Source organism: Nocardia sp. CDC160, assembly GCF_035818795.1.
GTDB lineage: Bacteria > Actinomycetota > Actinomycetes > Mycobacteriales > Mycobacteriaceae > Nocardia.
The window spans coordinates 278,703-304,167 of sequence record NZ_JAYKYT010000007.1 but is presented as its reverse complement, the minus strand read 5'-3'; the positions used below and the strand labels follow the sequence as shown (position 1 = coordinate 304,167).

The window sequence follows — 25,465 nt, the reverse complement described above, 5'->3', positions numbered from 1 at the left end:
TCGGATCGTGGCTAGCGATCATGCGACTCCGGCGGACACCGGGCTCATTGTCGGGTTCGACCTGGATATGACGCTGATCGATTCGCGGCCGGGGATTGCCGCCGTGTGGGATGCGGTGGCGGCGAAGACCGGGGTGGAGATCGATTCGGAGCTGGTGGTTTCGCGGCTCGGGCCGCCGCTCGCGCACGAGGCCGCGCAGTGGTTTCCGGAGCACGAGGTGCCGGGGATCGTGGCCATGTATCGGGAGTTCTATCCGGATTTGGCGGTGGAGGCGTCCGCGCATCTGCCCGGTGTGGTCGACGCGCTCGCGGCGGTGCACGCGGCCGGGGGACGAGTCCTGGTGATCACGGCCAAGAATGGGCCGCACGCGCAACTGCACCTCGATCACCTCGGCTTGAACGTGGACGAACTGGTCGGCGGGGCGTGGGCCGAGGAGAAGGGCGAGGTGCTGCGTGAGCGCGGCGCGTCGATCTACGTCGGCGACCATCTCGGCGATGTGCGCGCGGCCAAGGTGGCCGACGCGGTGTCGGTGGCGGTGACCACCGGACCGTACTCGGCCGAGGAACTCTCGGCGGCCGGGGCCGATGTGGTGCTCGGCGACCTCACCGAATTCCCGGCCTGGCTCACGGCCCACCTCGCGCACTAGCCATTGCAGCCTCGGCACAGCGGGACAACGCCGGGGTAACCGCATGCCCGGCAAGGGCTTTGCCCGCCCGCTCGACGGGTGCCGTTGGCATCAGGGTGATTCGAATGCTGTCGGTGCGGGACCGCCCGCGGCTACCTTTGCCCCACGGTCACGAGTATCAGCATGTTCGAGCCCCGGCTCGCTGATCGGCAACCCTCGCGTAGCGGTGGGGTGCCCCGGGTGACGACCAGGCGATGCCGTCGCGGGTATCGCAAGCGCTATTCGACCGCGTGTGGCAGCGCGGTCGTGTCCCCATGCCCGGCTGGCGAGTCGGTGCGCGAGTGTAGAGGTAACAATGAGCAGGATCTGGTCCCGGAAGCGTGTTGTCGGCCGGGTGGCGGTGGGTGTTGCGGCTGCGGCCCTGGTGGCGGGGCTGGCGTCGGCCTGCTCCAACGATTCCTCCGGAAGCGGGTCGGACACCGTCTATTTCGGTGTTTCCGGTCCGAAGACGGGTGGTTCGGCCGAGTACGGGCGGCTCTGGCAGCAGGGCTTCGACCTGGCGCTGGACGAGATCAATGCCAATGGCGGGATCAATGGCAAGAAGGTCGCGTTGAAATGGGAGGACTCCCAGTCCGATCCCAAGCAGACGGTGCCGATCGCCACCAAATTCGTTGGCGACCAATCGATCATCGCCGAGCTGGGCGACTTCTCCTCGCCCGCCTCCATCGCGGCCTCGCCGGTCTACAACCGCGGCAAGTTGGTGCAGTACGGATTCACCAACTCCTCGGTGGATTTCACCAAGGGCGGCGACTATTCGTGGAGCCCCTCCATCACCCTGGACGTGTTCCAGGAGCGCAATGCCGAGTGGGTGAAGTCCAAGGCCAAGAAGGTTTCGGTGGTCTACCTCGAAACCGACTGGGGCAAGCAGGCTTTCCAGTACTTCCAGCAGTTCGCCAAGGAGAAGGGTGTCGAGATCGCCTACTCCTCCTCGATTCTGCCGGACTCGCAGGACTTCCGCCCGGTGTTGATCAAGGGCCGCGACGCCAACCCGGACGCGTTCGTGCACCTGGGCTACGGCCCGGACGGCGCGCTGGTGGCCAAGCAGCTGCGTGATGTCGGGTTCAACGGCCAGTTCTTCGGCGGCCAGAACACCCCGCAGTTCATCGATCTGGCGGGCAAGGCGGCCGAGGGCGACATCGTGAACGGCGTGTTCACCCCGTCGGACCCGAACCCGAAGATCCAGAACTTCGTCACCAAGTTCAAGGCCAAGTTCAATACCGATCCCGGCGACTTCAACGTCTACGCCTACGACGCGCTGAACGTGCTGGTGAAGGCGGCGAAATACGGCGGCGCGACCCGCGACGGCGTGCTGAAGGGCCTGCGCGAGATCAAGGACTTCGACGGAATCGGCCTGGGCACCTTCGCCTTCGACCAGCAGACGCGGCGGCCGAGCGGGGTGAAGCCGATCGAGCTGATCCTGCAGAACGGCAAGTTCCTGCCGGTCGGAAGCAACAAGTAGATGTTCGACACGCTCATCGCGGGTCTGGTCCACGGCAATGCGTATGCGCTCATTGCCGTGGGCATCACCCTGATCTTCGGGGTCAGCAATGTCATCAATTTCGCGCACGGCGCGATCTTCGCCTTCGGCTCGGTGCTGGGCTGGTGGCTGATCGCCCAGCACGGGGTGCCGTGGTGGGCCGCGCTGCTGGTGGTGGTGGCGGTGACGGCGCTGGTCGGCGTGGCCATCGACGTGCTGGCGGTGCGGCCGCTGCGCCGGGCTCCGGCCATCGCGGCCCTGCTGGCCACGGTGGCGGTGGGGCTGATCATCGAGAACGTGGTCGCCCTGGTGTTCGGACCGGACACCCGACCGTTTCCACAGGTGTTGTCCACCAACAATATTCGGGTGGGCGGGGTGCGACTGGGCACCTCCGACGTGGTCATGTTCGCCATCACGCTCACGGTGATGGCGGGGCTGTGGGCCTTCCTGCGCTACAGCCGTCACGGTCTGGCGATTCGCGCCACCGCGCAGGACCCCGATGCCGCCGCCCAAATGGGCATCGGCGTGGGGCGGGTGCAGTCGCTGGCCTTCGCCATCGCGTCCGGATTGGGCGGGCTGGCGGGCATTTTCGTCGGCCTCTACAACTCGAACATCTCACCGACCAGCGGCGGCATCGTCGGCATGACCGGTTTCGTGGCCGCCACCATCGGCGGGCTGGGCTCGATTCCGGGCGCGGTGCTCGGCGGCTTCGTGCTGGGACTGGTGGAGGCCTTCGGCATCTACTGGTTCGGGGACGGCTACCGCGATCTGATCACCTTCGGACTCCTGGTGATCTTCCTGGTGCTGCGGCCCGGCGGCCTGCTGGCCCGCCCGCCCGCCATCGAATCCGAGCCGATGACCGGCACCTTCCTGGCCGCGGGCCGGGAGCGGCCGGTGCGCTGGTGGCACGCGCTCATCGTCTTCGCTCTTGCGGCGGTGGTGATTCCGCTGGTCGCCAATGATTACAGCATTTCGGTGGGCACCCAGATCCTGGCCTACGCGATCATCGCGGTGTCCATGACGCTGGTCGCCGGTTCGGCGGGCCAGCTGGCCATCGGGCAGGCCGGACCGATCGCCATCGGCGCGTACACCTCGGCGGTGCTGACGGTGTCGCACGGTTGGGCGTTCCTGCCCGCGATTCTGGTCGCGGGCCTGGTCGCCGCGGTGGTCTCGTCGGTGCTGGCCGCGCCGCTGTGGCGGTTGGGCGGTCACTACGTGGCCATCGCCACCCTGGGCATCGGCATCGTGATCGTGGCGATCATTCGCAACTGGGAGTCGGTGACGCGCGGCAGCTACGGCATCTTCGGCATTCCCGCGCCCGAGCTGTTCGGCCACGAATTCACCACGCACACCGATATTTTCCGCCTGGAGCTGGTGGTGCTGGCGATCGTGCTGGCGGTGATCATCGGGGTGCAGCGGTCGCGACTGGGCATTGCCATCCGGGCCATCGGGGCCGACGAGGTGGCCGCGCGCTCGGCGGGTGTGCCGGTGCGCGACTACAAGGCGCTGGCCTTCGCGCTCGCGGCGTTCTTCTCCGGAATCGGCGGGGCGCTGCTGGCGCACCAGTACTCCTATATCGACCCGACCGTGTTCAACCTGCCGATGTCGCTGCTGGTGGTGACCATTCTCGTGCTGGGCGGCACCGCCTCGCCCTACGGCGCGGTGCTGGGCGCGGTCGTGTTGATCGGGGTTCCGGAGGCGCTGCGACTGGCGCCGTCGTGGCGAATCGTGTTGTACGGCTTGGTGTTGCTGCTGGTGGTGCGGTTCCGGCCGCAGGGGATTCTGGTGAGGAGGGATCGTGTCCCGGTCAATGCCTGATACCGAGGCGGTGCTGACGGTGACCGGCCTGCGGCGTGCCTTCGGCGGCGTCCGGGCGGTGGACGGGGTCGAATTCTCCATCGCACCGGGCGAATTCGTGTCGATCATCGGGCCGAACGGGTCCGGCAAGTCGACGACGGTCAACCTGATCTCCGGCGTCCTGAAGCCGGACGCCGGGGAAGTCCTGGTGCGCGGCAAACGGATTCGTCCCGGCCGACCCGAGGCGGCGGCCGCGGCGGGTATCGCGCGCACCTTCCAGAACGGCCGGGTCTTCGGCAATATGACCGTGCGCGAGAACGTCGACGTCGGCCTGCAAACCACACTGCGTGCCACCCGACCCCTGCGCTCGATCGCGAATATTCCGGTGCTCCGGTGGATTTCGTTGCTCGCCGAGCTCGCCGAGCTCGCCGTGGCCCTGGTGCCCACGCCCGCGGCGCGTGCGGAGCGCCGGGAGTCGGCGGCCCGCATCGACGCCCAAGTGGCCCGCTTCTCCGAGCGACTCGGGCCGCGCGCCGATCACCCCACCTACACGCTGTCCTACGCCAATCGCCGCCGCACCGAGATCGCCCGGGCGCTCGCGCTCGAACCCGATCTGCTGCTGCTCGACGAACCGGCCGCGGGCATGAACCAGACCGAGACCGCCGAAATCGGCAGGCAGCTGGCCGAATTGAAGGCGCAGGGCCAGACCGTGCTGCTGGTCGAACACAAGATGGACCTGGTCCACGACCTCTCGGACCGGGTGCTGGTGCTCGACGAGGGCCGCGTCATCGCCGAGGGCACCCCCGACGAGGTGCTCGAGAACCCGCGCGTCATCGAGGCGTATCTCGGCCGTAGCCGGGTTGCCGGGAAGGCGGCCGTCGATGTCTGAGGGATTCGACGAGAACGCCACACCGATCCTCGAATTCGACAAGGTCGTGGTGCACTACGGGCCGTCGCGGGCCTTGGACGAAGTCTCGCTGAAGGTCCGCCCCGGCGAGATCGTGTCACTGCTCGGCGGCAATGCCTCCGGCAAGTCGACCACCATGAAAACCGCACTGGGACTGCTGAAGCCGTCCTCGGGCGCGGTCAAGATCGACGGTGTCGACGTGAGCGCCACGCCCGCCTCGGCACGCATTCGGGCCGGACTGGCCTCGGTGCCGGAGGCCCGGCGCGTCTTCGGAGCCATGACCGTCGAGGAGAACCTCTTCGTCGGCGGCTACATTCGCAAGGAGCGCCGCGCGGTGCTGGCCGCGCGGGCCGCCGAATTGTTCGAGCACTTCCCGCGGCTGGCCGAACGCCGGACCCAGCGGGCGGGCACGCTGTCGGGCGGTGAGCAGCAGATGCTGGCGTTCGCGCGGGCACTCATGAGCAAGCCGCGGCTCATCTGCATGGACGAGCCCACCATGGGATTGTCGCCGCTGTTCGTGGATCGGGTGCTGGACGAGATCGCCCGGCTCAATCGAGAACTGGGCCTGGCCATCCTGATCGTGGAACAGCAGGCGGAACTGGCCCTGAGCATCGCGCACACCGCGAACGTGCTGCGCACCGGCCGGATCGTGCTGCACGGCCCGGCCGCCGAACTCGTCGGCGATCCGGCCGTGCGCGACGCCTACCTGGGAAAGGTGACCCTATGACCCCGCACCGTCTCGGCTTCTTCACCCGCCTGGTCCGCACCGAGGCGGGGGAGGACGCGGCCACCGTCTATCGGCACGCGCTCGAGCAGATCGAACTGGCCGAACGGCTCGGCTACGACACCGCCTGGGTGGCACAGCATCACCTGGATCCGGCCGAGGGCGGGCTGCCCGCGCCCTTCGTCTTCCTCGCGCACGCGGCGGCCCGCGCCGAGCGCCTGCGCTTCGGCACCGCCATTGTGACCCTGGCGCTGGAGGATCCGATCCGGGTCGCCGAGGACGCGGCCGTGCTGGACACCCTCGCGGGCGGTCGGCTGGAACTGGGCTTCGGCGCGGGCGGCTCACGCCACGCGTTCGAGCTGTTCGACCTGGCCGGTGCCGATCGCCAGCGGGTCTACGCCGACAAGCTGGCCAGGGTGACGGCGGCGCTGGAAGGCACGCCGCTGGTCGGTGACCGCGGCCTGAACCCGCCCGCCCCGGGTCTGCGAAATCGGCTGTGGCAGGCGACTTTCTCGGCCGGGGGAGCGGCCCGCGCCGGAGCCGCCGGTGACGGCCTGCTGCTGTCGAAGGCACAGCCCCGCGATCCGGCCGCGCCCGACGCGCCCCTGTGGGAGATCCAGCAGCCGCTGGTGGACGCCTATCTTGCGGCGTTGCCCGGGGGAGCGACGCCCCGAATCGGTGCTTCCCGAGGTGTTTTCGTGGCCGACGACCACGCCGAGGCGGCCGAGCTCGCCGAGCGCGGCGCGGCCCGCTTCCTGAATCAGCTGGGCCGCAATGGTGGACCCGAGGTGGCGAATTCCGTCGCCGAGGTGCTGCGCGACATCTACTACGGCACACCCGATGAGGTGGCCGAGCAGCTCGCGGCGGATACGGCGCTACGGCGGGCCACCGACTTCATCGTGCAGGTGCATCCGGTCGATCCCGGCCATGTCGCCACCCTGCGCTCCATTGAACTCATCGCCACGAAGGTTGCGCCGCAACTGGGTTGGCGGTCGGACGAAAGGACTCACCCGTGAGTGAAGCACCCACCGCCACCGCGGCCGGGCCGGATGCCGGGACGGCGGATGTCATCGATGCCGTGCTCGGGGAGCGCGCCGCGGCGGTACGGGCGCTGCGCGAGACGCGTCCGGCGGTCATCGAGCACACCCAGGGCGTGTACGAGGCGCTGCTCAACGGCCCCGCCAGCGCGAGTGTCGGCCGGGAGCGGCTGATCGCGGCCGCGGTCGCCGTGGCCGAGTTGGCCGGTGCGCCGGAGTTGGCCGCGCACTACGCCGGGCTGAGAACCGTTCCGGCGGAGGGTGATCCGGTGCTGGCGGCCATTCTGCGTCATGCCGAGCGGGTCACCACCGCGCCCGCGGCGGCGACCCGGGCCGATATCGACGCGCTGGCCGCGGCCGGATTGTCCGAGCGCGACATCGTGACGGTGGCGCAGCTCATCGGGTTCGTGCATTTCCAGGTCCGGCTGCTGGCCGGGCTGACACTGATCGGAGCGGAACATGAGTGAGGTGCTGGAACATGAGTGAGGTGCTGGGACATGAGTGAAGTGCGCAGCGTCGAAACCGCGCGGCGGCCACGGGGATTCACCCAGGAGCAATTGGATTGGGTGCCGTGGGTCGAGCCCATCGCGCTGGCCGATGCCGACGAGACCCAGCGGCCGTTGCTCGAGGGCGACCGCGGCGTCGGCCCCTACTTCCGGCTACTGGCGCGCAACGCGGCGGTGCTGGCCCATCGCAGCGCCAATGACAAAGAGATCTTCTATGGCCGCGAGGGGCTCTCGCGCGCCGAGCGCGAACTCGCGGCGACCGTTACCTCCCGGCACAACGGCTGCGAATACTGCGCCTCCGTTCATTCTCGTTTCACTTCCGCGCTATCCAAGCGAACCGAGGATGTGCAGCGGTTGCTGGACGAGGGCAATGGCGTACGGATCGACGAGAAGTGGGACGCCGTCATCGATTTCGTGGACGCGCTGGCCGCCAACCCGCCCCGCGCCGCCGCCGATCATCTGAAACGGTTGCGCGAGCTGGGTTTCAGCGAGGTCGAACTGCACGATCTGGTGCTTTCGACCGCCTCCTTCTCCTGGGCCAACCGCCTCATGCTCACCCTGGGCGAGCCGGAGGTTCCCGGCGGGGTGAGTGAAATCTAGCGGCCTCTGGAAAAAGTTCTAGAAAGTTCATCCGAAATCTTCCCCCGGTGGGTGGGTGCTCGGTATCGTCCGGATGGCAAACGGCCAGTGACGGCACTGGCAACCTGTTGAATCGGAGCACCACCATGGCGAACTTCCTTTCGGATGTTCTAGTTCAGACCATCCTCAAGCTGCTGCAGACCGGCTCGTCGAGCCTTTCCGCCAAGTAGCCGCGCAGGCGCCATCTTTCGGCTACTGCGCGGAAGCCGATTCGATGACGAAGGGCCCGATCTTTGACGAGGGGATCGGGCCCTTTTTCGTGCCATTGATCGGCCGCCGGTCCGGTGGGTCCGAGCGACCTGGCCCGGCGCGTCGCCGCGACTCGCGAAATTAATACTAAAAATCTCCTCGAAAAGTATTCCGTCCAGTTCGCCTGCTCTGTATCGTGGTGAACGGCAAACGATCAGTGACTTTCGGGTCAATGCGACATCGGGCCGCGAGTCTCCCCCCGGACCCGCGTCCCGAACCCGGGACGGTTCCCCTGCCTATACCCACCGTCCCGGGTGCGCCGCACTGCCCGAAGTCACTGAGCCAACTTTCGGCTATCGCGCGGTAAGTCGAAGGTGCAAACGAAGGGCCCGATCCATGACGAGGGGATCGGGCCCTTCGGTATTGTCTGGCGCAATGTCACAGGAAACGAACGCGGGAAGAATGTACGCCGGGCAGCCCGTAGAAGACCGGCAGCGGCAGCGTCGTGCGCGTTTTCTGGAGTCCGGGCTCACGGTGTTCGCGCGCGATGGGTATGCCAATAGTTCCGTCGGAGCCATCTGCAAAGACGCCGGGCTCTCCTCGAGGCAGTTCTACGAGGAGTTCACCGGACGCGAATCGCTCCTGCTCGAGCTCTACGAGCAGATCGATCGCGAATCCCGGGAAGCCGTGGCGGCCACCATCGCCGAGCACACCGACGCCAGCGCCATCGACATCATCGACGCGGCCGTGCGCGCCTATATCGAGTCCATCGGGCGAGATCCGCGCAAGGCCAGAGTCGCGCTCGTCGAAGTCGTCGGCGCGGGACCCAAGGTGGAGAAGTTCCGGCTGGAACTGCGCCGCGCCTGGGGCGCGCTGCTGGCCAGCGCCGCCGAGGATGCCGCGCTGCACGGTGAAATCCCGCCCGGTGACTACGAAATGCGCGTGCTGGCCATTATCGGCGCGGTGAACTACGTGGTGGACGCCTGGAGCGGTTCGGAACCGCGCCAGCCGCTCGACGACGTCATCCGCGTGCTGCGTCGCGTCATCATGGGCGCGGTCAGCGCCTGACACCCGTAGCTCTCCCGGCCCGAACCCGTCCTGTCCGACTCGATTTCGTGCCCGTCCGCCGCCTGGCGGACGGGCACGACCTTTACGGGTAGCGTGCGGCGCATGGAGACCGTGCCCATTCAGATGCCCGACGGGTCAACCGTGCCGGTGCGGCTGATTCCGGCGAAAGGCCCACACCGGCATCCGATTACGGCCGACAGCCCGCGGCCGGTGGTGGTGATCGTTCCGGGACTGGGGGTTCCGGGCGAGTACTACTCGCTGTTCGGGAAGCCCTTGGCGGACCGGGGTTTCGACGTGGCGCTGCTGGAGATTCGCGGAAACGGCGATAGCAAGCCGAAGCCCGGCTCGGCGGGCTCCTACGGCTATCAGGAATTGGTGGCCGTCGACTTTCCGGCCATGTTCGAGGTGGTGCGGGAACGGTTCCCCGACAGCACCCCGTATCTGTTGGGGCACAGCATGGGCGGGCAGCTCGGCGTCATGTACGCCTCGCGGATTCGCGGTCGGCTCGGCGGGCTCATCCTGATCGCCTCGGGCACACCGCATCACCGCGGCTACACCGGACTGGCGGCGCTCGGCAGCGCCGCGCTCTCCCTGACCGCCAATCTCGCCGGATTCTGGCCCGGCGAGACCATTACGGCGGGCGGGTTCGGGCGGCAGTCGAAGACGCTCATCGCCGACTGGGCGCGGCTGGCCCGCACGGGTCGATTCCAGCCCGCCGGAGCCGATATCGACTACGAGGAGCGCATCGGGCGGCTGAAACTGCCGGTGCTGTCGATCACCCTGCGCGGCGACGAGTTGACGCCGCAGAGCTCGGCGCGGCAGCTGCTGGCCAAGATGCCGAATGCCGACATCACCACCTGGCACAATCCGGACCCGCTCGGACACAACGGCTGGATCAGCGATCCCGGTTCCACCCTCGACTACGTCGAAAAGTGGCTGCGGGACCGCTGATTCGCGGGGGGCGGAGTGGTTCGCGACCGGTGTCAGAGCAGGCGGGAGCGCGGGGCGGTCATTTTCTCGGGGCTCAGGAGTTCGTCGAGTTCGTCCTTGGTGAGCGAACTGTCCTGCAGCACCAGGTCGTACACGCTCTCGCCGGTTTTGAGCGCCTTCTTGGCAATGGCCGCCGACTGCTCGTAACCCAGCTTGGGCACCAGCGCGGTGACCAGACCGATGCTGTGGTTCACCAGGTCCCGGCAATGCTCGCGATTGGCGGTGATGCCGGTGATGCAGCGGCTGGTCAGCGTGATGGCCGCGTTGCGCAGCATCATGGTGCCCATCATGAGGTCGTAGGCCATGACCGGTTCGGCCATATTGAGCTCGAGCTGACTGGCCTCCGCCGCCATGGTGACGGTCATGTCGTAGCCGATGAGCTGGAAACAGACCTGCGACACCACTTCCGGAATGACCGGATTGACCTTGCCCGGCATGATCGACGAACCCGGTTGCATGGCGGGCAGATTGATCTCGCCCAGCCCCGCACGCGGGCCGGAGGACAACAGGCGCAGGTCATTACAGATCTTCGACAGCTGCACCGCGGCCCGCTTGAGGGTGGCCGAGACGGCCACGAAATCGCCCGAGTCCTGGGTGGCCTCGACCAGATTCTCGGCCTGGCAGATGGGCAGACCGGTGACCTCGGCCAGCTTGGCGGTGACCAGTTCGGCATAGCCGGGCGGGCTGGTGATGCCGGTGCCGATGGCGGTCGCGCCCATGTTCATGGCCAGCAGGTCCTGGGAAATGCGCCGCAGATGCGCGATGGCCTCGCCGATCATGACCGCGTACGCGCCGAACTCCTGACCCAGCGTCATGGGCACCGCGTCCTGCAGCTGGGTGCGGCCCATCTTGATCACATCGTTGAACTCGACGGCCTTGGCCTTCAAGGCGTTTCGTAGTTCCTCGAGCGCGGCGATCGCGTCCTGGAGGGACAGGTAGACGCCGAGCTTGACCGAGGTGGGGTAGACGTCATTGGTGGACTGCGAGCAGTTCACGTCGTCATTGGGGTGCAGGTACTGGTACTCGCCCTTCTGATGCCCCATGAGCTCGAGGCCGCGGTTGGCGATGACCTCGTTGGCGTTCATATTGGTCGAGGTGCCCGCGCCGCCCTGCACCATGTCGACCACGAAGTCCTCGCGGAGCTTGCCCTCCATGATCTCGTCGCAGGCGCGCACGATGGCGTCGGCCTTCTCCTTCGTGATCGAACCGAGCTCCAGATTGGCCAGGGCCGCGGCCTTTTTCACGTAGGCGAGCGCGTGCACCAGGTGCCCGAACTTGCGCAGCTTGATGCCCGAGATCTGGAAGTTCTCGATCGCGCGCAGGGTCTGCACGCCGTAGTAGGCCTCGGCGGGCAGTTCCCGGGTGCCCAGCGAATCGTGTTCGGTGCGAATGCCGCCCAGCTGCTGCTGTGCCGCGATCGCCGCCGAGAGCTGTTCGGAGACGCTGCGCATGCGGTGGGCGACCAGCTGCGCGACCCGAGAAACCATGCGGTAGTAGCGATCCGGATGCGTCTGGGCCAGTGCGCGCAGGGTGGCGGTGGGTACGGTCAGCACCGTCGCGCCCTTCGGGGCGTGGCCGGTGGCGGTGTGCGGGGCATCGTCCACCAACGCGATTTCCGAGACCATGCTGCCGGGCCCGAGCCGGGCCAGTTCGGTCTCGTGACCGGTGAGCCCGGTGCTGATCTTGACCTCGCCCTCGACCACGATGCCCACCCATTCCCGCGGCGTGGATTCGTGGAAGAGGATCGAGCCCGGTGGGTACTCCCGGCGCTCGGCGGTGGCGGTGAAGGCCCGGACATCGTCCGGATCGAGTCCGGTGGCGGCGGCGGTGCTCTTGATCAGCTCGTCCAGTTGGCCCACGTCGACTCCTCGTCCGGAAGGGCGGCATTTGTTTCCTGCAACCGAAACTGGCAAACAAATCGCTATCTTTCCGAAAGGTCCGGATATCTTTCAAGAGCGACGCGATAACGGCAGGGCCCGGCACCACCACCTACGAGCTGAACAGGCGGGTCGACGATGGTCAAGATGCTGCTCGAACTCGCCGTCATGCTCGGCATCATCATGATCGGATCCCGGGTCGGGGGCATCGGTCTCGGTGTCTGGGGCGGCATCGGCGTTTTCGCGCTGGCCACCATCTTCGGGGTCGAGCCGACCGTGCCGCCGGTGGACGTGCTGCTGATCATTCTGTCGGTGGTGGTGGCCGCGGCGACCATGGAGGCCGCGGGCGGCGTCGATTACATGGTCCGAATCGCCGAACGGATAATTCGCAGCAATCCCAAGCGGATCACCTTCGTCGCGCCCCTGGTCACCTATGCCTTCACCGTCGGCGCGGGCACCGGGCATCTGCTCTATCCGCTGCTGCCGGTCATCCACGAGGTGGCCCGGGAGGGCGGAATCCGGCCGGAGCGGCCGATTTCCATTGCCACCATCGCCAATCAGATCGCCATCGTGGCCAGCCCCGTCTCCGCCTCGACCGCCGCGTCGGTGGTCATTTTCGGGCCCGACGGGTGGTCCATCGTGAAGATCCTGGCCATCACCATTCCGTCCACGCTGCTCGGTTCCATGGTCGGCGCGCTGTCGGTGCTGCGGCTCGGCAAGGACCTCGACGACGATCCGGAGTATCAGCGCCGACTGGCGGCCGGGGAGATCCCGCCCATCGATCCGAACCACGCCGACCGGGCACCGCTGCCGCCGCGCGCGTCCTGGTCGGCGGGCATCTTCCTGCTCGGGGTGCTCGCCATCGTGATCTCCGGCGCGTTCCCGAGCCTGCGGCCGGACGTGCACGGCACGAACGGCTCGGTGGCCCCGCTGGCCATGCCCTACGCCATCGAGGTGCTCATGCTCGCGACCGCGGCGGTGATCATGGTGGCGTGCAAGGTGTCCGCGGTCGATGTGCCGGGCACGCCGGTGGCCAAGGCCGGTCTGGTCGCGCTGGTCGGCGTGTTCGGATTGGCTTGGCTCGGCGACTCTTTCGTCGAGGCCAACAAGACTCTGATCGTCGACAAGCTCGGCACCGTCGCCAAGGACTACCCGTGGACCTTCGCCATTATCGTGACCGTGGTCGCGGCGCTGATCCTGAGTCAGGCCGCGACCACCAAGACGATGATGCCGCTGGGCATGGCCCTGGGCATTCCGTCGGCACAGTTGGTGGCCATGCTGCCCGCGGTGGCCGCGCTGTTCATCCTGCCGGTCTATCCGACCAGCATCGCGGCGGTGAACTTCGACCAGAGCGGGACCACGCACTTCGGGAAGTACGTGCTCAACCACTCGTTCATGCGTCCCGGTCTGGTCACCCTGGTCGCCTCCATCGCCATCGGCTACGGATTGGCGGCGATCATCGGCTGAGCGTCACTCCAGCGTGAGCTGCTGGGCGAAGAACTCGTAGATGAGCGCGGCCTGGAAGGCGGACTGTTTGTTGTCGGCCGCGCCGCCGTGCCCGCCCTCGATGTTCTCGTAGTACCAGACGTCGTGGCCCTCGGATTCCAAGCGCGCGGCCATCTTTCGCGCGTGACCCGGATGCACGCGGTCGTCGCGGGTGGAGGTGGTGAGCAGGATCGGCGGGTACCGCCGGTCGGCGTCGGTGTTCTGATAGGGCGAGTACTTCGAGAGGTACTCCCACTCCTCCGGCTTGTCCGGGTCACCGTATTCGGCGATCCAGGACGCGCCCGCCAGCAGCAGGTGATAGCGCTTCATGTCCAGCAGCGGCACCTGGCACACGATGGCACCGAACAGCTCCGGGTAGCGGGTCAGCATGACGCCCATGAGCAGGCCGCCATTGCTGCCACCCACCGCGCCCAACCGCTCGGGGGTGGTGATGCCGCGCGCCACCACGTCCCGGGCGATGGCCGCGAAATCCTCGAAGGCTTTGTGCCGGTTGGCCTTCAGGACCGAGGTGTGCCATTCGGGGCCGTATTCGCCGCCGCCGCGGATATTGGTCATGACGTAGGTGCCGCCGCGTTCCAGCCAGCCCATGCCGACCGCGCCGAAATAGCCCGGGGTGCGCGAGACTTCGAAGCCGCCGTAGCCGGACATGACGGTGGGGCCCGGCGTGCCGCGCCGATCCCGGTGGCGGATCACGAAATACGGGACCTGGGTGCCGTCGTCGGAGGTGGCGAAGAACTGCTCGGTCTCGATGCCGTCGGCGTCGAAGAACTCCGGCTCCTGCTTGAGCACCTCGATGGGTCCGCCCACCGAGCCCGCCATCAAGGTGGTGGGTCGGGTGAAACCGCTGGTGGAGAGCATGAATTCGTCGCCGCCCTCGAGGCGGTCCAGATTCATCACGCTGGTGGTGGCCATGCGCGGGGTGTCGGCCAGCGGCTCGCGGGTCCAGCCGTCGGGGCCGGGGGTGAGCACGTGCAGGTCGGTCTGGACGTCGCGCAGGGTGATCAACAGCAGGTGGTTCTCGGTCCAGCCGTAGCCGTGCAGCGCGGTGTGCGCGTCCGGGGTGAACAGGACATCGAAATCGCGTGCGCCGGAGAGGAATTCCTCGAAGTTTGTGGCCAGCAGCGAGCCGGACGGATAGGTGGTGCCGTTCACCTCCCATGGGGACTTCAGCCGCACCAGCAGCCAGTCCTTGTACCAGGATTCGGACGCGTCGCTGGGGACGTCGATGAAGCGCAGGGTGCCGTCGGACTCGAGCAGGTAGACCTCTTCGTTGAAGAAGTCGGTGGCGCGGCCCAGGAAGTGCCGTTCGTAGCCGGGCGTGCGGTCGTAGCCCGCCGAGACGGCCACATCGGTGGTCTCACCCTCGTAGACGAATTCCGCTGCTTCCAGGGGGGTTCCGCGCCGCCAGCGCTTGACCACGCGCGGGTAGCCGGAGTCGGTGAGCGAGCCGGGGCCGAAATCGGTTCCCACGTACAGGGTGTTGTCGTCGATCCAGGCGAAGTCGGACTTGGCCTCGGGTAGGTAGAAGCCGCCGTCCTCCGGCGGGACGAAAGCCTTTGTCTCGATGTCGAATTCGCGCACCACCTTGGCGTCCGCGCCACCGCGGGAGAGGCTGATCAGCGCGCGGCGCTGCGCCGGGCGCAGCACGGCCGCGCTGCCCCACACCCAGTTCTCGTCCTCGGTCGCGGCCAGGGCGTCCAGATCGATGAGGATCTCCCAGTCCGGATCGTCTTTGGCGTACTCGGCGAAGGTGGTGCGCCGCCACAGGCCCTTCGGGTGCTCGCGATCGCGCCAGTAGTTGTACAGCCACGATCCGCGGCGTCCCGGATAGGCGATGCGGGTGTCGGTGTCGAGCATGGCCAGCACCCGCGCCTCGAGTTCGCCGAAGCGCTCCGAGGACGCGAATCTGCCCTTCACGATCGTATTGCGCTCCTGCGCCCACTCCAGGGCGCGCTCGCTCTCGACCTCTTCCAGCCACAGGTACGGATCCGTCACGCCCTCTCCAACACCGCTCATCCCCTCATTGTTGCCCAGCCCGGTGTTCGCCGGTCGCGAACGTGTTGCCGGACGGCGTGACGGCCGGTCAGTAGGATTGCGGTTTCGATATCGGTCCGATCCAGGAGGTCTCGGCGTGTCGCATGGGTTCCGGCTGTGGGAACAGCACTGCTGTCTGCCGCTCCTCCCGACCGCGGACCTCACCGATCTGACCCGGTATCCGAGGGGGTCGTACCTATCGGTGAATATCGGATATTCGCCGCAAAGTACGCGGGATTCGCTGGAGTTGGTCACCCAATTTCGGCGAGATGCCTTGACGGACGGGCGTTTCCGGCTCGTGCACAGTATCGAGGACGCGTGGCCGGAGCGGCCGACCGCGGACTCGGACGCGACCCTCGCGCTGGCCTTCGATCTGGAGGACGCCGGGCCGCTGGAAGGCGATCTCGACAATGTCGAGCTGTTCTACGAATTGGGGCTGCGCTCGTTGCTGCCGACCTACAACTACGCCAATGCGGCGGGTTGCGGCTGCCTCGACACCGAGGACACCGGACTCACCGCGTACGGGCGCGACCTGATTCGCAAGCTCAACGAGGTCGGGGTGTTCGCCGACGGATCGCACTGCTCGCGGCGGACCGGGCTCGACATCGCCGAGACCACGAGCGTGCCGATGATCTACAGCCACTCGAATTTCGCTGCGGTGTGGGCACATCCGCGCAATATCGGCGACGATCAGGCCAAGGCGTGCGCGGCCACGGGCGGGGTGATCGGCATCAACGGCGTCGGAATCTTCCTGGGGCACAATGCGGTCGAGGCGCGGGCGGAGCGCGTCGAGGCCATGGCCGACCACATTGTCTACGGCGCGGAACTGGTCGGCATCGAGCACATCGGTGTCGGCTCGGACTTCTCGTTCGACGGTGATGAGTTCAACGCGGTGATCGCCGCGAGCCCGCAGGACTTCTCCGAGGACTACACCCGCTTCGGGCCGCTGCAGTGGACGCCGCCGGAGGATCTGCTCGGGCAGTCGAATGTGCCGGGGCTGGACGCGGTCCTGGCCGCGCGCGGGCTGTCCGAATCCGATCGCGCGGCGGTCTTCGGCGGCAACTTCGCGCGCGTGGCCCGTGCCGTGTGGCGGGATTAGACTCGCCACGAGGTTGCTCGATCAGTGCTCGCCGACCGAGAGGGATGTGCGATGACAGAGCTCGATCCGACCGTCCGGAAGTTCGTCGACGCGGTGAACGCGGGCGACGCCGAGGCCTTCTTCAAGACCCTGACCGCCGACGCTTCGATGACCGATGACGGTCAGGAGCGGAATCTGGCCCAGTGGACCGATTCGGAGATCTTCGCGACCAATGGCCGCATGAAGGTCGAATCCGTCTCCGGCCCGACCGAATTCGTGGCGGACTATTCGAACGATCGCTGGGGCGCCATGCGCACGGCGTGGCGGTTCACCGTGCGTGACGGACTGATCAGTCGCTTCGAGACGGGTCAGGCGTGAGCTGTCTCACGTGTTCCGCGTCTCACCCGGGCGGGGGATGGCGCAGTGAGCAACCGGCGACAGGTCTAGTCTCGGTGTCGTGACTTCCCACTACGATGTCGTCGTTCTCGGCGCTGGTCCCGGCGGTTATGTCGCCGCGATTCGCGCCGCTCAACTCGGCCTGCGAACAGCGATCGTCGAGCAGAAATACTGGGGTGGCGTGTGCCTGAACGTGGGCTGCATCCCGTCCAAGGCACTGCTGCGCAATGCGGAGCTGGCCCATATCTTCACCAAGGAAGCGAAGACCTTCGGTATCTCGGGTAACGCGACCTTCGACTTCGGCGCGGCATTCGACCGCAGCCGCAAGGTCGCGGACGGCCGGGTCAAGGGCGTCCACTTCCTGATGAAGAAGAACAAGATCGACGAGTTCGACGGGAAGGGCACCTTCACCGGTCCCAAGTCGCTGTCGGTCGAGCTGACCAAGGGCGGCACCGAGGACATCACGTTCGACAACGTGATCATTGCCGCGGGCACCGAGACCAAGCTGCTGCCCGGCACCTCGCTCTCGACCAATGTGGTCACCTACGAAGAGCAGATCCTCACCCGCGACCTGCCGGGCTCGATCCTCATCGTGGGTGCGGGCGCCATCGGCATGGAGTTCGGCTACGTCCTCAAGAACTACGGCGTGGACGTGCGCATCGTCGAATTCCTCGACCGCGCACTGCCGAACGAGGACGCCGACGTCTCCAAGGAGATCACCAAGGCGTACAAGAAGCTCGGCATCACCATCACCACCGGTGCGGCCGTGCAGTCCATCGAGGACGACGGGTCCAAGGTCACCGTGTCGATCAAGGACAACAAGTCCGGCTCGGTCGAGACCGTCACCGTCGACAAGGTGCTGCAGGCCGTCGGTTTCGCGCCGCGCGTCAAGGGTTACGGCCTCGAGGCCACCGGCGTGCAGCTCACCGACCGCGGCGCCATCGCCATCGACGAGTACATGCGCACCAATGTGCCCGGCATCTACGCCATCGGTGACGTCACCGCCAAGCTGCAGCTCGCGCACGTCGCCGAGGCGCAGGGCGTGGTCGCCGCCGAGACCATCGCCGGTGCCGAGACCCAGACGCTGGGCGACTACCGCATGATGCCGCGCGCCACCTTCTGCCAGCCGCAGGTCGCCTCCTTCGGTCTGACCGAGGAGCAGGCCCGCGCCGAGGGCTACGACGTCAAGGTCGCGAACTTCCCGTTCACCGCGAACGGCAAGGCACACGGTCTGGGCGACGCGCAGGGCTTCGTCAAGCTGATCTCCGACGCCAAGTACGGAGAACTGCTGGGCGGGCACATGATCGGCCCGGACGTCTCCGAGCTGCTGCCCGAGCTGACCCTGGCCCAGAAGTGGGACCTGACGGTCAACGAGGTGGCGCGCAACGTCCACACCCACCCGACCCTGTCGGAAGCGATCCAAGAAGCGATCCACGGCCTCGCAGGCCATATGATCAACTTCTGATCTTCGAATGAAGGCCCGGTGCCAGCGTAAACCGCTGGTACCGGGCCTTTTTCATGCCCTATTCGCGGTGGTATGCCTCTTGAGCGGCGGTGATGGCGTCGATATTGGATTCGAGGATCTCGATCAGGCCGATGAGCTTGTCGGCCACCTGCGCGCCCAGATCGGTGAGGGTGTACTCGACCACCGGGGGGATGGATTGCTGGACTTCGCGATTGATCATGCCGTCGCGTTCCAGGGTTTGCAGGGTTTGGGAGAGCATGCGTTCGGAGATGCCGTCCACGCGGCGGCGCAGCGCCGAGAAGCGGTAGGGGCCCTCGCGCAGGGCGGCCAGGGCGAGCACGCCCCAGCGGCTGGCCACGTCCTGGAGGACGGGGCGCGAGGCGCAATTGCGGGCGAAGACGTCGGCCTCCAGCGTGGGGTCGACCGCAAACGCCTGGTCGGGACGCTGGGTGGTCATGAGATTCAGGTTACCTGTCATTCGGGTAGCGGTTTGGGAATGGTATGTGCTTACTATTAGTTAGTACATGTCGAGAGTGCAGTTCATTCCCTGATACCTGGAGGTAGACATGACCGTCGCAGTCACCGGAGCAAGCGGGCAGCTGGGCCGTCTGGTCGTCGAGGCACTGTTGAAGGACGGATCGCAGCCCGTGGTGGCGGTGGTGCGCGATCCCGCCAAGGTGGCCGATCTGGCCGAGCGCGGCGTCGAGGTCCGGGTGGCGAGCTATGACGATCCGGAGGCCCTGGAACGGGCGTTCCAGGGCGTCGACCGCGCCCTGCTGGTCTCCGGCAACGAGTTCGCCAAGCGGGTTGCCCAGCACACCAACGTGATTCGCGCCGCCGAGCGGGCGGGCGTGAAACTGCTGGCCTACACCAGCATTCCCAAGGCCCCGGTCAACCCGCTGATCCTGGCCCAGGAGCACATCGGCACCGAGGCCGTGCTGGCCGAGGCGAGCATTCCGACGGTGCTGCTGCGCAACAGCTGGTACTGGGAGAACTACAACGGCGGCCTGGCCCACGCGGTCGAGACCGGCACCCTCTACGGTGCGGCCAAGGACGGCAAGGTATCCGGTGCCTCCCGCGTCGACTACGCCGAGGCCGCCGCCCGCGTGCTCACCACCGACGGCCACGAGGGCAAGGTCTACGAACTGGGTGGCGACGAGACCCTCAGCTATGCCGAACTGGCGCAGGTGCTTTCGGAGGTCTCGGGCAAGCCGGTGCGCTACCAGGACCTGCCGCAGGACGAGTACGCCGCGGCGCTCCAGGGCGCGGGTCTGGACGCGGGATACGCCGCCGCCCTGGCCGATGCCGACGCGGGCATCGCGAACGGCATCCTGGCCGTCGACTCCGGCGACCTGCAGCGCCTGCTCGGCCGCCCGTCGACCCCCGTCGCGGAGGTCTTCCGAGCCGCGCTGAGCTGAGGATCGAGCGGCAGGCCCCCTAGTACCAGTGGTGGGCCTGCCAGAAATCCCAGGCGGCATTGGGGCTGCCGTAGCGCTGCACCATGTAGCGGTAGGCCCAGCGAAGTTGGGTGAGCGGGTTGAACATCCAGTCCGGGCCCTCGCTGAACATCTTGTGCGCGGGGAGGGCCTGGGCCAGGCCGTAGGCGCCGGAGGTCGGGTTGATGGCGAAGACCTCCCAGTTGCTCTCGTGGGTGATGATCTGGTTGAACGAATCCCACTGATCGCCGGGCACGATGAAGCGGGCCACGGTCTGCAGCGCGGGTTTGGTGTAGCGCTGGGCCGTGCCGATCAGCTCGATCAGCTCGGACGGATTGACCGGCAGGGCAACCCCGATCGAGGACGCGTCGGCGATCGGGTTCGCGATATCGGTGCGCGCGTCGGCATGTCCGACGGCGACGGTCAGCGGTGCGACGGCGGCCAGAAACAGTCCGAGGAGAGCGACTCGGAGCGGATGCCGCCTGGTGTCGGAGTGCGCGAAATCGGGCAACGCCTGGTCCTTCCGTGTGTTCTCTGCAATGCCTAGCGGTCACAACAGCCACGAAAAACAGACCTATTTGTCTTTTAGACAGAAATTGACCGTACGCCCTTTCAGTTCGCTGAAGCGGTCAGCGACACGCGGCGAAATGCCTGATCAGAGCGAATCGGTGGCACGACCGAGGAGCAATTCCCGCTCGCTGTCATTGGCGGTCAATTCCGCCGCCCGGTGAAATGCCGCGCGGGCCTCGGCGTCTCGGCCCGCGCGCGCGAGCAGATCCCCGCGCACCGCGTGCAGCAGGTGATAGGTGTCGAGCGCGCCGGTGGCGTCGAGCGCGTCGAGCAATTCCAGCCCGGCCGCCGGGCCGTGCAGCATGGACACCGCGACCGCCCGATTCAACTCCACCACCGGGGACGGAAACCGTTGCGCCAGGATCGCGTACAGCCCGGCGATGCGCCGCCAGTCGGTGTCGGCGGCGGTCGGGGCCATGGCGTGCACCGCCGCGATGGCGGCCTGCAGCGCATAGCGCCCGGGCTCGCGGTCGCGCGTGCGGTTCAGGGTGTGGGCGCGGGCCAGGGCGGCGAAACCGCGGTTGATGTAGAGCCGATTCCAGCGCGAGCGATCCTGATCGGGCAGCAGGACGAGGCCGCCCTCGGCATCGCTGCGGGCCGTGGTGCGGGAGGCCTGGAGTTCGAGCAGGGCGGCCAGCCCGTGCACCTCGGGCTCCTCGGGCAGCAGCCCGGCCAGAATGCGCGCCAATCGCAGTGCGTCCTCACACAATTCGGCCCGCACCCAGCGCTCGCCGGAGGTGGCCGTGTACCCCTCGTTGAAGATCAGATAGACGACCTCCAGCACCGAATCCAGCCGCGCGGTCAACTCCGCGCCCTCGGGCACCTCGAAGGGGACCCGCTTGGCGGCGATGGTGCGTTTGGCGCGCACGATGCGTTGCGCCACGGTCGATTCCGGGACCAGATAGGCCCGGGCGATCTCGACCGTGCTCAGACCGCCCACCATGCGCAGGGTGAGCGCGGCCCGCGCGGGCGGCGACAGCACCGGGTGGCAGGCGGTGAAGATCATGCGCAGCAGGTCGTCCGCGATGGCCGGTTCCGGTTCGCCGGGCTCCTCGTCGCGCAGTTCCCGCCCGAGCAGTTCCAGCTTCCGCGCGAAGTTCGCATCGCGCCGAATGCGGTCCACGGCACGGTGTTTCGCGGTCAGCATGAGCCAGCCGCCGGGATTGGGCGGAACGCCCGCACCCGGCCACTGCTCCAGGGCCGCGACGAGGGCGTCCTGCGCCAACTCCTCCGCCGTCGCGATATCCCCGATCAGCCTGGTCAGCCCGGCGACCAGCTTGGGCCACTCGACGCGCCAGGCGGCCTCCACCGCCCGGCGCGCTCGCTCGGCCTCCGGCCCAAGGGGATTCAGTTCTGGCCGCCCTCGACCTTTCGCACCTCGACCTCGACGTTCCACTCCGGGCCGTGGACGCGCAGGAATCGGCTCGCCCATTCCACCGCCTCCTCCGTCGACCGGGTCTGGAGTAGACAGTAGCCGCCGATGATCTCCTTGGACTCGGTGTACGGGCCGTCGTGGACGGTTTGGGTGCCGCCGGTTTGGCGGATGCGCACGGTCTCCTCGATGCCGAGGCCCGCGGTGTCCAGCAGGACACCGGCCTTGGTCATCTCCTCGATGAGGGCGTTCATGTCATTGATGAGCGTCTCGCTGGGACCGTCCGGGGCCTGTGCGGGGTCCAGGCGAATCAGCACCATGTGTCGCATTGTTCGATCCTCTTCTCAGGCGTGGGTGTAGTTGACGAAAACGGCACCGGAATCGAAGGTCTTCGACTCCAGCAGCTTCAGGGTCAGCGCGGTCTTGTCGCGGAACAGCGGGGTGCCCGCGCCGATCGTCACCGGGTGGATGATGATGCGGTACTCGTCGATGAAACCGTTGTCGGCGAACCAGTGCACGAGGGTCGGGCTGCCGTAGATGGCCAGTGTGTCACCGGTTTCCGCCTTCAGCTCCGCGACCCGGGCGGCGGCGTCCTTGCCGATGACGCGGGTGTTGTTCCAGCGGGGCTCGGTGAGCGTGTTCGAGAAGACGATCTTGTCGACCGCGGTGACCCAGGCGGCGTGCTCGAGATCGTGCGCGGTGGCGTCCGGGTTGTCCGGGACCGTCGACCAGTGGTCGCGCATGCCCTCGAAGGTCTTGCGGCCGTACACGGCGGTGCCGACATCGGCGCGAATGTGCTCGTCATGGAACGTGGCGAGGTCCGGGCTGTAGGCGTGTGCCGTCCATTCCAGTCCCATGCCGGTATTCGAGGCCGCGAAGCCGTCGAGGGTCATGTGCGCGAAAGCCGCTACTTTTCGCATGGCGAATCCTTCCGTCGAGTTGCGGGACCGTGGGTGGTCCTCACCTACTCCTCGATCGGGCCCCGGTGGAATCGACACCCTCGGAAGAATTTTTTCTAGCGGTTTTCGGTCAGACCCATTGGACGAGTTGGATGACGATTCCGTTGGGATCGAGGGCCTGGAAATAGCGCTCACCCCACGGCTCGGTCTCGATGGGCGTCACGATCGGAACGCCTTCCGCGCGGACCCGCTCGTGTTCGGCGTCGATGTCGTCGACGACGAAGACGACCAGCAGACCCTCGCCCGCGCTGCCCGCGATGCGCTCGGGCTTGAAGCTGCCCAGGCCGGTGCGCAGGTAGATGACATCGAATCCGGCGTCCTCGCGGGTCAGGTTCACGAAGCCGTCGGCCGACATCTTCTCGGTGAAGCCGAAGTGGTCGATGAGGAACTTCGCCGAGGCGACGGGGTCGGGCACATTCAGGGAGATCGCGGATGCGGTGACGTTCATGGGTCCTCCTAGGCGGTGCCGGTTAATTCTATACATAGTACGATGTACTTTGTACGTAAATTCCCGACGGGGTGCAATGTGGCGACGGTCACGCCGATACGATCGGCGGCGGAGGTGAGGCGAATGGCCGGAAAGGGCGGGGAACGCAGCAGCGCGGGCGACCCGGTGCGCACGCTGGAACTGCTGTGGCGGGTGTCCGGATCCGGCGGGCCCACGCGCGGACCCAAACAGCGCACCACCCTCGACGCCGTGATCGCCGCCGCGCTGGACATCGCCGACGCCGAGGGGCTGGGCGCGCTCACCATGCGCTCGGTCGCGGCCAAACTGGGCATCACGCCCATGGCCACCTACACCTACGTGCCGGGTAAGGCGGAACTGCTCGACCTCATGCTCGACACCGTCTATCAGCGCATGCCGCGCCACGATTTGAGCGGAATGTCCTGGCGGGAGCGGGTATCCACGATCGCGAACGAGAATCGCGCACTGTTGAGCGAACATCCGTGGGTGGCGTACCTGCCGACCACGCGGCCGCCCCTGGGGCCTGGCGTGGCCGCCAAGTACGACCACGAGTTGCGGGCCTTCGACGGATTGGGACTCGACGACCTCGAGATGGACGCGGCCCTCACCTATGTGCTGGGCTTCGTGACCTCGACCGCGCAGCTGGCCATCGACACCGCGCGGGCCGCGGCGGAAAGCGGGCAATCCGACCACGATTGGTGGGAGCGGGCCGCTCCACTGCTGGCCCGGGTCTTCGATGCCGACCGCTATCCCTTGGCGGCCCGGGTCGGCGCGGCCGCCGGGCAGGCCCACGACAGCGCCTACAGCGCCGATCACGCCTACGAGTTCGGGCTGGCGCGGGTCCTGGACGGTTTGGCCGTCTTGATCGAAAACCGCAGGCCCTGAGCATTCTTTGACCGCGCGGACGGTTCGCGGGGCACGGACCGAAGCGCACGGCACAGACCGATCGGGACGATGGTCTCAATTTCGCCGCGCGGAGCGGCGGTGCGCGGGCAGAATTCCAGCTATGCCGCGAGCAGCCCCGGCAGTCGTTGCCGCCGAAATCTTCACTCGGGCAGCGCAGCCGGTGCTCTCGATCGAGGACGGGCTGGTGCTGCGCCCGTGGCTGCGCCGCGACGGGCCCGAGGTGTACGCGGCCTTCCAGGATCCGGCCATCCGCCGCTGGCATGTGCGCACCGCCGACACCGTGGAGGAGGCGGGCGACTGGGTCGACTCGTGGGCGCGCTCCTGGCACAGCGGCACGGCCGCCAATTGGGCGGTGGCGGACAGCCGTACGGGTCGGCTCATGGGGCGCGCCTCACTGCACCACATGGAGCTCTGGCACGGGGAGGCCGAGGTCGCCTACTGGGTGGTGCCCGCCGCCCGCGGCCGCGGCATCGCCCCGCGCGCGGTGGACGCGCTGGTCGGTTGGGCCTTCGAGGTGGCCGGATTCCACCGCCTCGAACTCCGCCACTCCGTCCACAATGCCCAATCCTGCACGGTCGCGCACAAATCCGGCTTCGTCCTCGAGGGCATCAATCGCAGCGCGGGCCTGCACGCCGACGGCTGGCACGACATGCACCTGCACGCCCGCGTCGCCCACCCGGTCGAACCGGCGCTCGCGCACCCGGTCGAACCGGCGCTCGCGCACCGACTTCCCCAGTCCTCCGCCCTCCCCGAAGCCGCCACCCAGCCGGTCTACCGCCTCCGCCGCTGACGAATCGGCCTAGTGGTCGGTTTGGATGCGCAGGGCCGTGATGGTGCTGGCCAGGCCCTCGTATTGGTTGATCAGCAGGACAATTTCGATCAGGCGGCGTTCGTCGTAGTGGGCGGCGAGGCGCTGCCAGGTGTCGTCGTCGAGGTCGCGGGTGGTGACGAGTTGGTCGACGGCCGTGAGCAGGGCGCGTTCCCGGTCGGTCCACCCGGCCGCCGTCGGGCCGCCCTCGCGGAGGCGGTCGAGAATCTCGGCGGTGACACCCGCGCGGCGGCCCAGTCGAATGTGATGGTCCATCTCGTATTCGCACTGCCGCAGATGCGCGACCCGCAGGATGACCAATTCGGATTCGTAGCGGGGCAGCGAGCCGCCCGGCATGAGCCGCCCCGAGAAGTGCAGCCATCCCCGAAACAGCCCACCCGTCCGGCCCAGCGTGCTGAACAGATGCGCATCATTCGTCCCGGCGGCCCGGGAAAGCGCCTGCCAGACAACCCAATTCACCGGACCCAGCTCCCGCAGCCGCCCCGGCGCGATTCGTGGCTTCATCGACACCATCTCCCCAGTCAACACCCTGTCCCAGTCACCCGCCATCCC

The 25,465-nt window shown here is 67.4% G+C and carries 26 protein-coding genes, 1 pseudogene and 1 riboswitch; of the genes and pseudogenes, 17 read left to right on the top strand and 10 right to left on the bottom strand.

Annotated elements, in window-relative coordinates; genetic code table 11:
• Positions 1 to 7: 7 nt before the first annotated feature.
• The 10 genes from VMT40_RS34325 to VMT40_RS34280 all read left to right on the top strand — a co-directional run bounded on the left by VMT40_RS34325 (position 8) and on the right by VMT40_RS34280 (position 9,980).
• Entirely contained in the window at positions 8 to 646 is a 639-nt protein-coding gene (locus VMT40_RS34325; RefSeq protein WP_326363605.1) for an HAD family hydrolase, read from the top strand.
• Positions 647 to 792: 146 nt separating this feature from the next.
• Positions 793 to 909, top strand: a riboswitch (SAM riboswitch).
• A 71-nt stretch (positions 910 to 980) separates the two neighbouring features.
• Positions 981 to 2,144, top strand: a complete 1,164-nt coding sequence (locus VMT40_RS34320) for an ABC transporter substrate-binding protein (RefSeq protein WP_326363604.1) — start codon at positions 981 to 983, stop codon at positions 2,142 to 2,144.
• Positions 2,145 to 3,980 (top strand): ABC transporter permease, encoded by a 1,836-nt coding sequence (locus tag VMT40_RS34315; RefSeq protein WP_326363603.1) that lies wholly within the window; start codon positions 2,145 to 2,147, stop codon positions 3,978 to 3,980.
• Positions 3,973 to 4,848 (top strand): ABC transporter ATP-binding protein, encoded by an 876-nt coding sequence (locus tag VMT40_RS34310; protein ID WP_326363601.1) that lies wholly within the window; start codon positions 3,973 to 3,975, stop codon positions 4,846 to 4,848. The genes VMT40_RS34315 and VMT40_RS34310 overlap by 8 nt, the downstream gene beginning before the upstream one ends.
• Positions 4,841 to 5,593 carry an ABC transporter ATP-binding protein gene (locus VMT40_RS34305; RefSeq protein WP_326363600.1) on the top strand — a complete coding sequence of 251 codons (753 nt, stop codon included), beginning with the start codon at positions 4,841 to 4,843 and terminating at the stop codon, positions 5,591 to 5,593. Before VMT40_RS34310 ends, VMT40_RS34305 begins: the two co-directional genes overlap by 8 nt.
• Positions 5,590 to 6,606, top strand: a complete 1,017-nt coding sequence (locus tag VMT40_RS34300) for a putative FMN-dependent luciferase-like monooxygenase (RefSeq protein ID WP_326363599.1) — start codon at positions 5,590 to 5,592, stop codon at positions 6,604 to 6,606. Before VMT40_RS34305 ends, VMT40_RS34300 begins: the two co-directional genes overlap by 4 nt.
• The gene (locus tag VMT40_RS34295; protein WP_326363598.1) at positions 6,603 to 7,094 is read left to right on the top strand and encodes a hypothetical protein; all 492 of its coding nucleotides are present in this window, start codon (positions 6,603 to 6,605) and stop codon (positions 7,092 to 7,094) included. The genes VMT40_RS34300 and VMT40_RS34295 overlap by 4 nt, the downstream gene beginning before the upstream one ends.
• Positions 7,095 to 7,124: 30 nt before the next feature.
• Positions 7,125 to 7,733 (top strand): peroxidase-related enzyme, encoded by a 609-nt coding sequence (locus tag VMT40_RS34290; protein ID WP_326363596.1) that lies wholly within the window; start codon positions 7,125 to 7,127, stop codon positions 7,731 to 7,733.
• Between the two features lie 663 nt (positions 7,734 to 8,396).
• Positions 8,397 to 9,029 (top strand): TetR/AcrR family transcriptional regulator, encoded by a 633-nt coding sequence (locus VMT40_RS34285; protein ID WP_326305750.1) that lies wholly within the window; start codon positions 8,397 to 8,399, stop codon positions 9,027 to 9,029.
• A gap of 102 nt (positions 9,030 to 9,131) precedes the next feature.
• The gene (locus VMT40_RS34280; RefSeq protein ID WP_326363594.1) at positions 9,132 to 9,980 is read left to right on the top strand and encodes an alpha/beta hydrolase family protein; all 849 of its coding nucleotides are present in this window, start codon (positions 9,132 to 9,134) and stop codon (positions 9,978 to 9,980) included.
• Positions 9,981 to 10,012: 32 nt separating this feature from the next.
• On the opposite strand, the gene aspA is transcribed toward VMT40_RS34280, so the two are convergent.
• Both aspA and VMT40_RS39460 read right to left on the bottom strand, forming a co-directional pair.
• Complete coding sequence (gene aspA / locus VMT40_RS34275; protein ID WP_442790103.1) at positions 10,013 to 11,470, bottom strand: aspartate ammonia-lyase; 1,458 nt, start codon at positions 11,468 to 11,470, stop codon at positions 10,013 to 10,015.
• Positions 11,471 to 11,536: 66 nt separating this feature from the next.
• Positions 11,537 to 11,878 (bottom strand): annotated as a pseudogene (locus VMT40_RS39460) (cyclic nucleotide-binding domain-containing protein); the annotation flags it as partial.
• Positions 11,879 to 12,043: 165 nt separating this feature from the next.
• Here VMT40_RS39460 and VMT40_RS34270 point away from each other — a divergent pair.
• Complete coding sequence (locus VMT40_RS34270; protein WP_326363591.1) at positions 12,044 to 13,363, top strand: anaerobic C4-dicarboxylate transporter; 1,320 nt, start codon at positions 12,044 to 12,046, stop codon at positions 13,361 to 13,363.
• A 3-nt stretch (positions 13,364 to 13,366) separates the two neighbouring features.
• On the opposite strand, the gene VMT40_RS34265 is transcribed toward VMT40_RS34270, so the two are convergent.
• On the bottom strand, positions 13,367 to 15,418 hold the full coding sequence (locus VMT40_RS34265) for a prolyl oligopeptidase family serine peptidase (RefSeq protein WP_326363589.1): 2,052 nt from the start codon (positions 15,416 to 15,418) through the stop codon (positions 13,367 to 13,369).
• A 115-nt stretch (positions 15,419 to 15,533) separates the two neighbouring features.
• Here VMT40_RS34265 and VMT40_RS34260 point away from each other — a divergent pair, with 115 nt between their 5' ends.
• The 3 genes from VMT40_RS34260 to lpdA all read left to right on the top strand — a co-directional run bounded on the left by VMT40_RS34260 (position 15,534) and on the right by lpdA (position 18,375).
• Positions 15,534 to 16,535, top strand: a complete 1,002-nt coding sequence (locus tag VMT40_RS34260; protein WP_326363587.1) for a dipeptidase — start codon at positions 15,534 to 15,536, stop codon at positions 16,533 to 16,535.
• A gap of 51 nt (positions 16,536 to 16,586) precedes the next feature.
• On the top strand, positions 16,587 to 16,892 hold the full coding sequence (locus tag VMT40_RS34255; RefSeq protein WP_326363585.1) for a nuclear transport factor 2 family protein: 306 nt from the start codon (positions 16,587 to 16,589) through the stop codon (positions 16,890 to 16,892).
• A 79-nt stretch (positions 16,893 to 16,971) separates the two neighbouring features.
• Entirely contained in the window at positions 16,972 to 18,375 is a 1,404-nt protein-coding gene (gene lpdA / locus VMT40_RS34250) for a dihydrolipoyl dehydrogenase (protein ID WP_326363584.1), read from the top strand.
• A 58-nt stretch (positions 18,376 to 18,433) separates the two neighbouring features.
• On the opposite strand, the gene VMT40_RS34245 is transcribed toward lpdA, so the two are convergent.
• On the bottom strand, positions 18,434 to 18,832 hold the full coding sequence (locus VMT40_RS34245; RefSeq protein WP_326363583.1) for a winged helix-turn-helix transcriptional regulator: 399 nt from the start codon (positions 18,830 to 18,832) through the stop codon (positions 18,434 to 18,436).
• A gap of 109 nt (positions 18,833 to 18,941) precedes the next feature.
• On the opposite strand from VMT40_RS34245, the gene VMT40_RS34240 reads away from it, so the two are divergent.
• Entirely contained in the window at positions 18,942 to 19,793 is an 852-nt protein-coding gene (locus VMT40_RS34240; protein WP_326363582.1) for an SDR family oxidoreductase, read from the top strand.
• A gap of 19 nt (positions 19,794 to 19,812) precedes the next feature.
• Here the strand turns inward: VMT40_RS34240 and VMT40_RS34235 are convergent, their stop codons facing one another.
• The 5 genes from VMT40_RS34235 to VMT40_RS34215 all read right to left on the bottom strand — a co-directional run bounded on the left by VMT40_RS34235 (position 19,813) and on the right by VMT40_RS34215 (position 23,160).
• Positions 19,813 to 20,322, bottom strand: a complete 510-nt coding sequence (locus VMT40_RS34235) for a transglycosylase SLT domain-containing protein (protein ID WP_326363581.1) — start codon at positions 20,320 to 20,322, stop codon at positions 19,813 to 19,815.
• A gap of 144 nt (positions 20,323 to 20,466) precedes the next feature.
• Positions 20,467 to 21,690: an RNA polymerase sigma factor gene (locus tag VMT40_RS34230; protein WP_326363580.1), complete on the bottom strand. Its 1,224-nt coding sequence runs from the start codon at positions 21,688 to 21,690 to the stop codon at positions 20,467 to 20,469.
• Between the two features lie 38 nt (positions 21,691 to 21,728).
• Complete coding sequence (locus VMT40_RS34225) at positions 21,729 to 22,082, bottom strand: YciI family protein (protein WP_326363579.1); 354 nt, start codon at positions 22,080 to 22,082, stop codon at positions 21,729 to 21,731.
• 15 nt (positions 22,083 to 22,097) lie between these two features.
• Complete coding sequence (locus VMT40_RS34220) at positions 22,098 to 22,673, bottom strand: dihydrofolate reductase family protein (protein WP_326363577.1); 576 nt, start codon at positions 22,671 to 22,673, stop codon at positions 22,098 to 22,100.
• A gap of 109 nt (positions 22,674 to 22,782) precedes the next feature.
• The gene (locus VMT40_RS34215) at positions 22,783 to 23,160 is read right to left on the bottom strand and encodes a VOC family protein (RefSeq protein ID WP_326363575.1); all 378 of its coding nucleotides are present in this window, start codon (positions 23,158 to 23,160) and stop codon (positions 22,783 to 22,785) included.
• Between the two features lie 123 nt (positions 23,161 to 23,283).
• Between VMT40_RS34215 and VMT40_RS34210 the strand changes: the two genes are divergently transcribed.
• Together VMT40_RS34210 and VMT40_RS34205 are read left to right on the top strand one after the other, a co-directional pair.
• Positions 23,284 to 24,063, top strand: a complete 780-nt coding sequence (locus tag VMT40_RS34210) for a TetR/AcrR family transcriptional regulator C-terminal domain-containing protein (RefSeq protein WP_326363573.1) — start codon at positions 23,284 to 23,286, stop codon at positions 24,061 to 24,063.
• Between the two features lie 121 nt (positions 24,064 to 24,184).
• Positions 24,185 to 24,874 (top strand): GNAT family N-acetyltransferase, encoded by a 690-nt coding sequence (locus tag VMT40_RS34205; protein ID WP_326363572.1) that lies wholly within the window; start codon positions 24,185 to 24,187, stop codon positions 24,872 to 24,874.
• Positions 24,875 to 24,883: 9 nt separating this feature from the next.
• Here VMT40_RS34205 and VMT40_RS34200 read toward each other — a convergent pair whose 3' ends face one another.
• Entirely contained in the window at positions 24,884 to 25,417 is a 534-nt protein-coding gene (locus VMT40_RS34200; protein WP_326363570.1) for a carboxymuconolactone decarboxylase family protein, read from the bottom strand.
• Positions 25,418 to 25,465: the final 48 nt, after the last annotated feature.

Bases quoted from the DNA above. Each gene is read 5' to 3' on its own strand.
- VMT40_RS34320 (WP_326363604.1), top strand. From the start codon at position 981: ATGAGCAGGATCTGGTCCCGGAAGCGTGTTGTCGGCCGGGTGGCGGTG.
- VMT40_RS34315 (WP_326363603.1), top strand. From the start codon at position 2,145: ATGTTCGACACGCTCATCGCGGGTCTGGTCCACGGCAATGCGTATGCG.
- VMT40_RS34310 (WP_326363601.1), top strand. From the start codon at position 3,973: ATGCCTGATACCGAGGCGGTGCTGACGGTGACCGGCCTGCGGCGTGCC.
- VMT40_RS34305 (WP_326363600.1), top strand. From the start codon at position 4,841: ATGTCTGAGGGATTCGACGAGAACGCCACACCGATCCTCGAATTCGAC.
- VMT40_RS34300 (WP_326363599.1), top strand. From the start codon at position 5,590: ATGACCCCGCACCGTCTCGGCTTCTTCACCCGCCTGGTCCGCACCGAG.
- VMT40_RS34290 (WP_326363596.1), top strand. From the start codon at position 7,125: ATGAGTGAAGTGCGCAGCGTCGAAACCGCGCGGCGGCCACGGGGATTC.
- VMT40_RS34285 (WP_326305750.1), top strand. From the start codon at position 8,397: ATGTCACAGGAAACGAACGCGGGAAGAATGTACGCCGGGCAGCCCGTA.
- VMT40_RS34280 (WP_326363594.1), top strand. From the start codon at position 9,132: ATGGAGACCGTGCCCATTCAGATGCCCGACGGGTCAACCGTGCCGGTG.
- aspA (WP_442790103.1), bottom strand. From the start codon at position 11,470: ATGCGCAGCGTCTCCGAACAGCTCTCGGCGGCGATCGCGGCACAGCAG.
- VMT40_RS34270 (WP_326363591.1), top strand. From the start codon at position 12,044: ATGCTGCTCGAACTCGCCGTCATGCTCGGCATCATCATGATCGGATCC.
- VMT40_RS34265 (WP_326363589.1), bottom strand. From the start codon at position 15,418: ATGAGCGGTGTTGGAGAGGGCGTGACGGATCCGTACCTGTGGCTGGAA.
- VMT40_RS34255 (WP_326363585.1), top strand. From the start codon at position 16,587: ATGACAGAGCTCGATCCGACCGTCCGGAAGTTCGTCGACGCGGTGAAC.
- VMT40_RS34245 (WP_326363583.1), bottom strand. From the start codon at position 18,832: ATGACCACCCAGCGTCCCGACCAGGCGTTTGCGGTCGACCCCACGCTG.
- VMT40_RS34240 (WP_326363582.1), top strand. From the start codon at position 18,942: ATGACCGTCGCAGTCACCGGAGCAAGCGGGCAGCTGGGCCGTCTGGTC.
- VMT40_RS34225 (WP_326363579.1), bottom strand. From the start codon at position 22,082: ATGCGACACATGGTGCTGATTCGCCTGGACCCCGCACAGGCCCCGGAC.
- VMT40_RS34220 (WP_326363577.1), bottom strand. From the start codon at position 22,673: ATGCGAAAAGTAGCGGCTTTCGCGCACATGACCCTCGACGGCTTCGCG.
- VMT40_RS34215 (WP_326363575.1), bottom strand. From the start codon at position 23,160: ATGAACGTCACCGCATCCGCGATCTCCCTGAATGTGCCCGACCCCGTC.
- VMT40_RS34210 (WP_326363573.1), top strand. From the start codon at position 23,284: ATGGCCGGAAAGGGCGGGGAACGCAGCAGCGCGGGCGACCCGGTGCGC.
- VMT40_RS34205 (WP_326363572.1), top strand. From the start codon at position 24,185: ATGCCGCGAGCAGCCCCGGCAGTCGTTGCCGCCGAAATCTTCACTCGG.
- VMT40_RS34200 (WP_326363570.1), bottom strand. From the start codon at position 25,417: ATGAAGCCACGAATCGCGCCGGGGCGGCTGCGGGAGCTGGGTCCGGTG.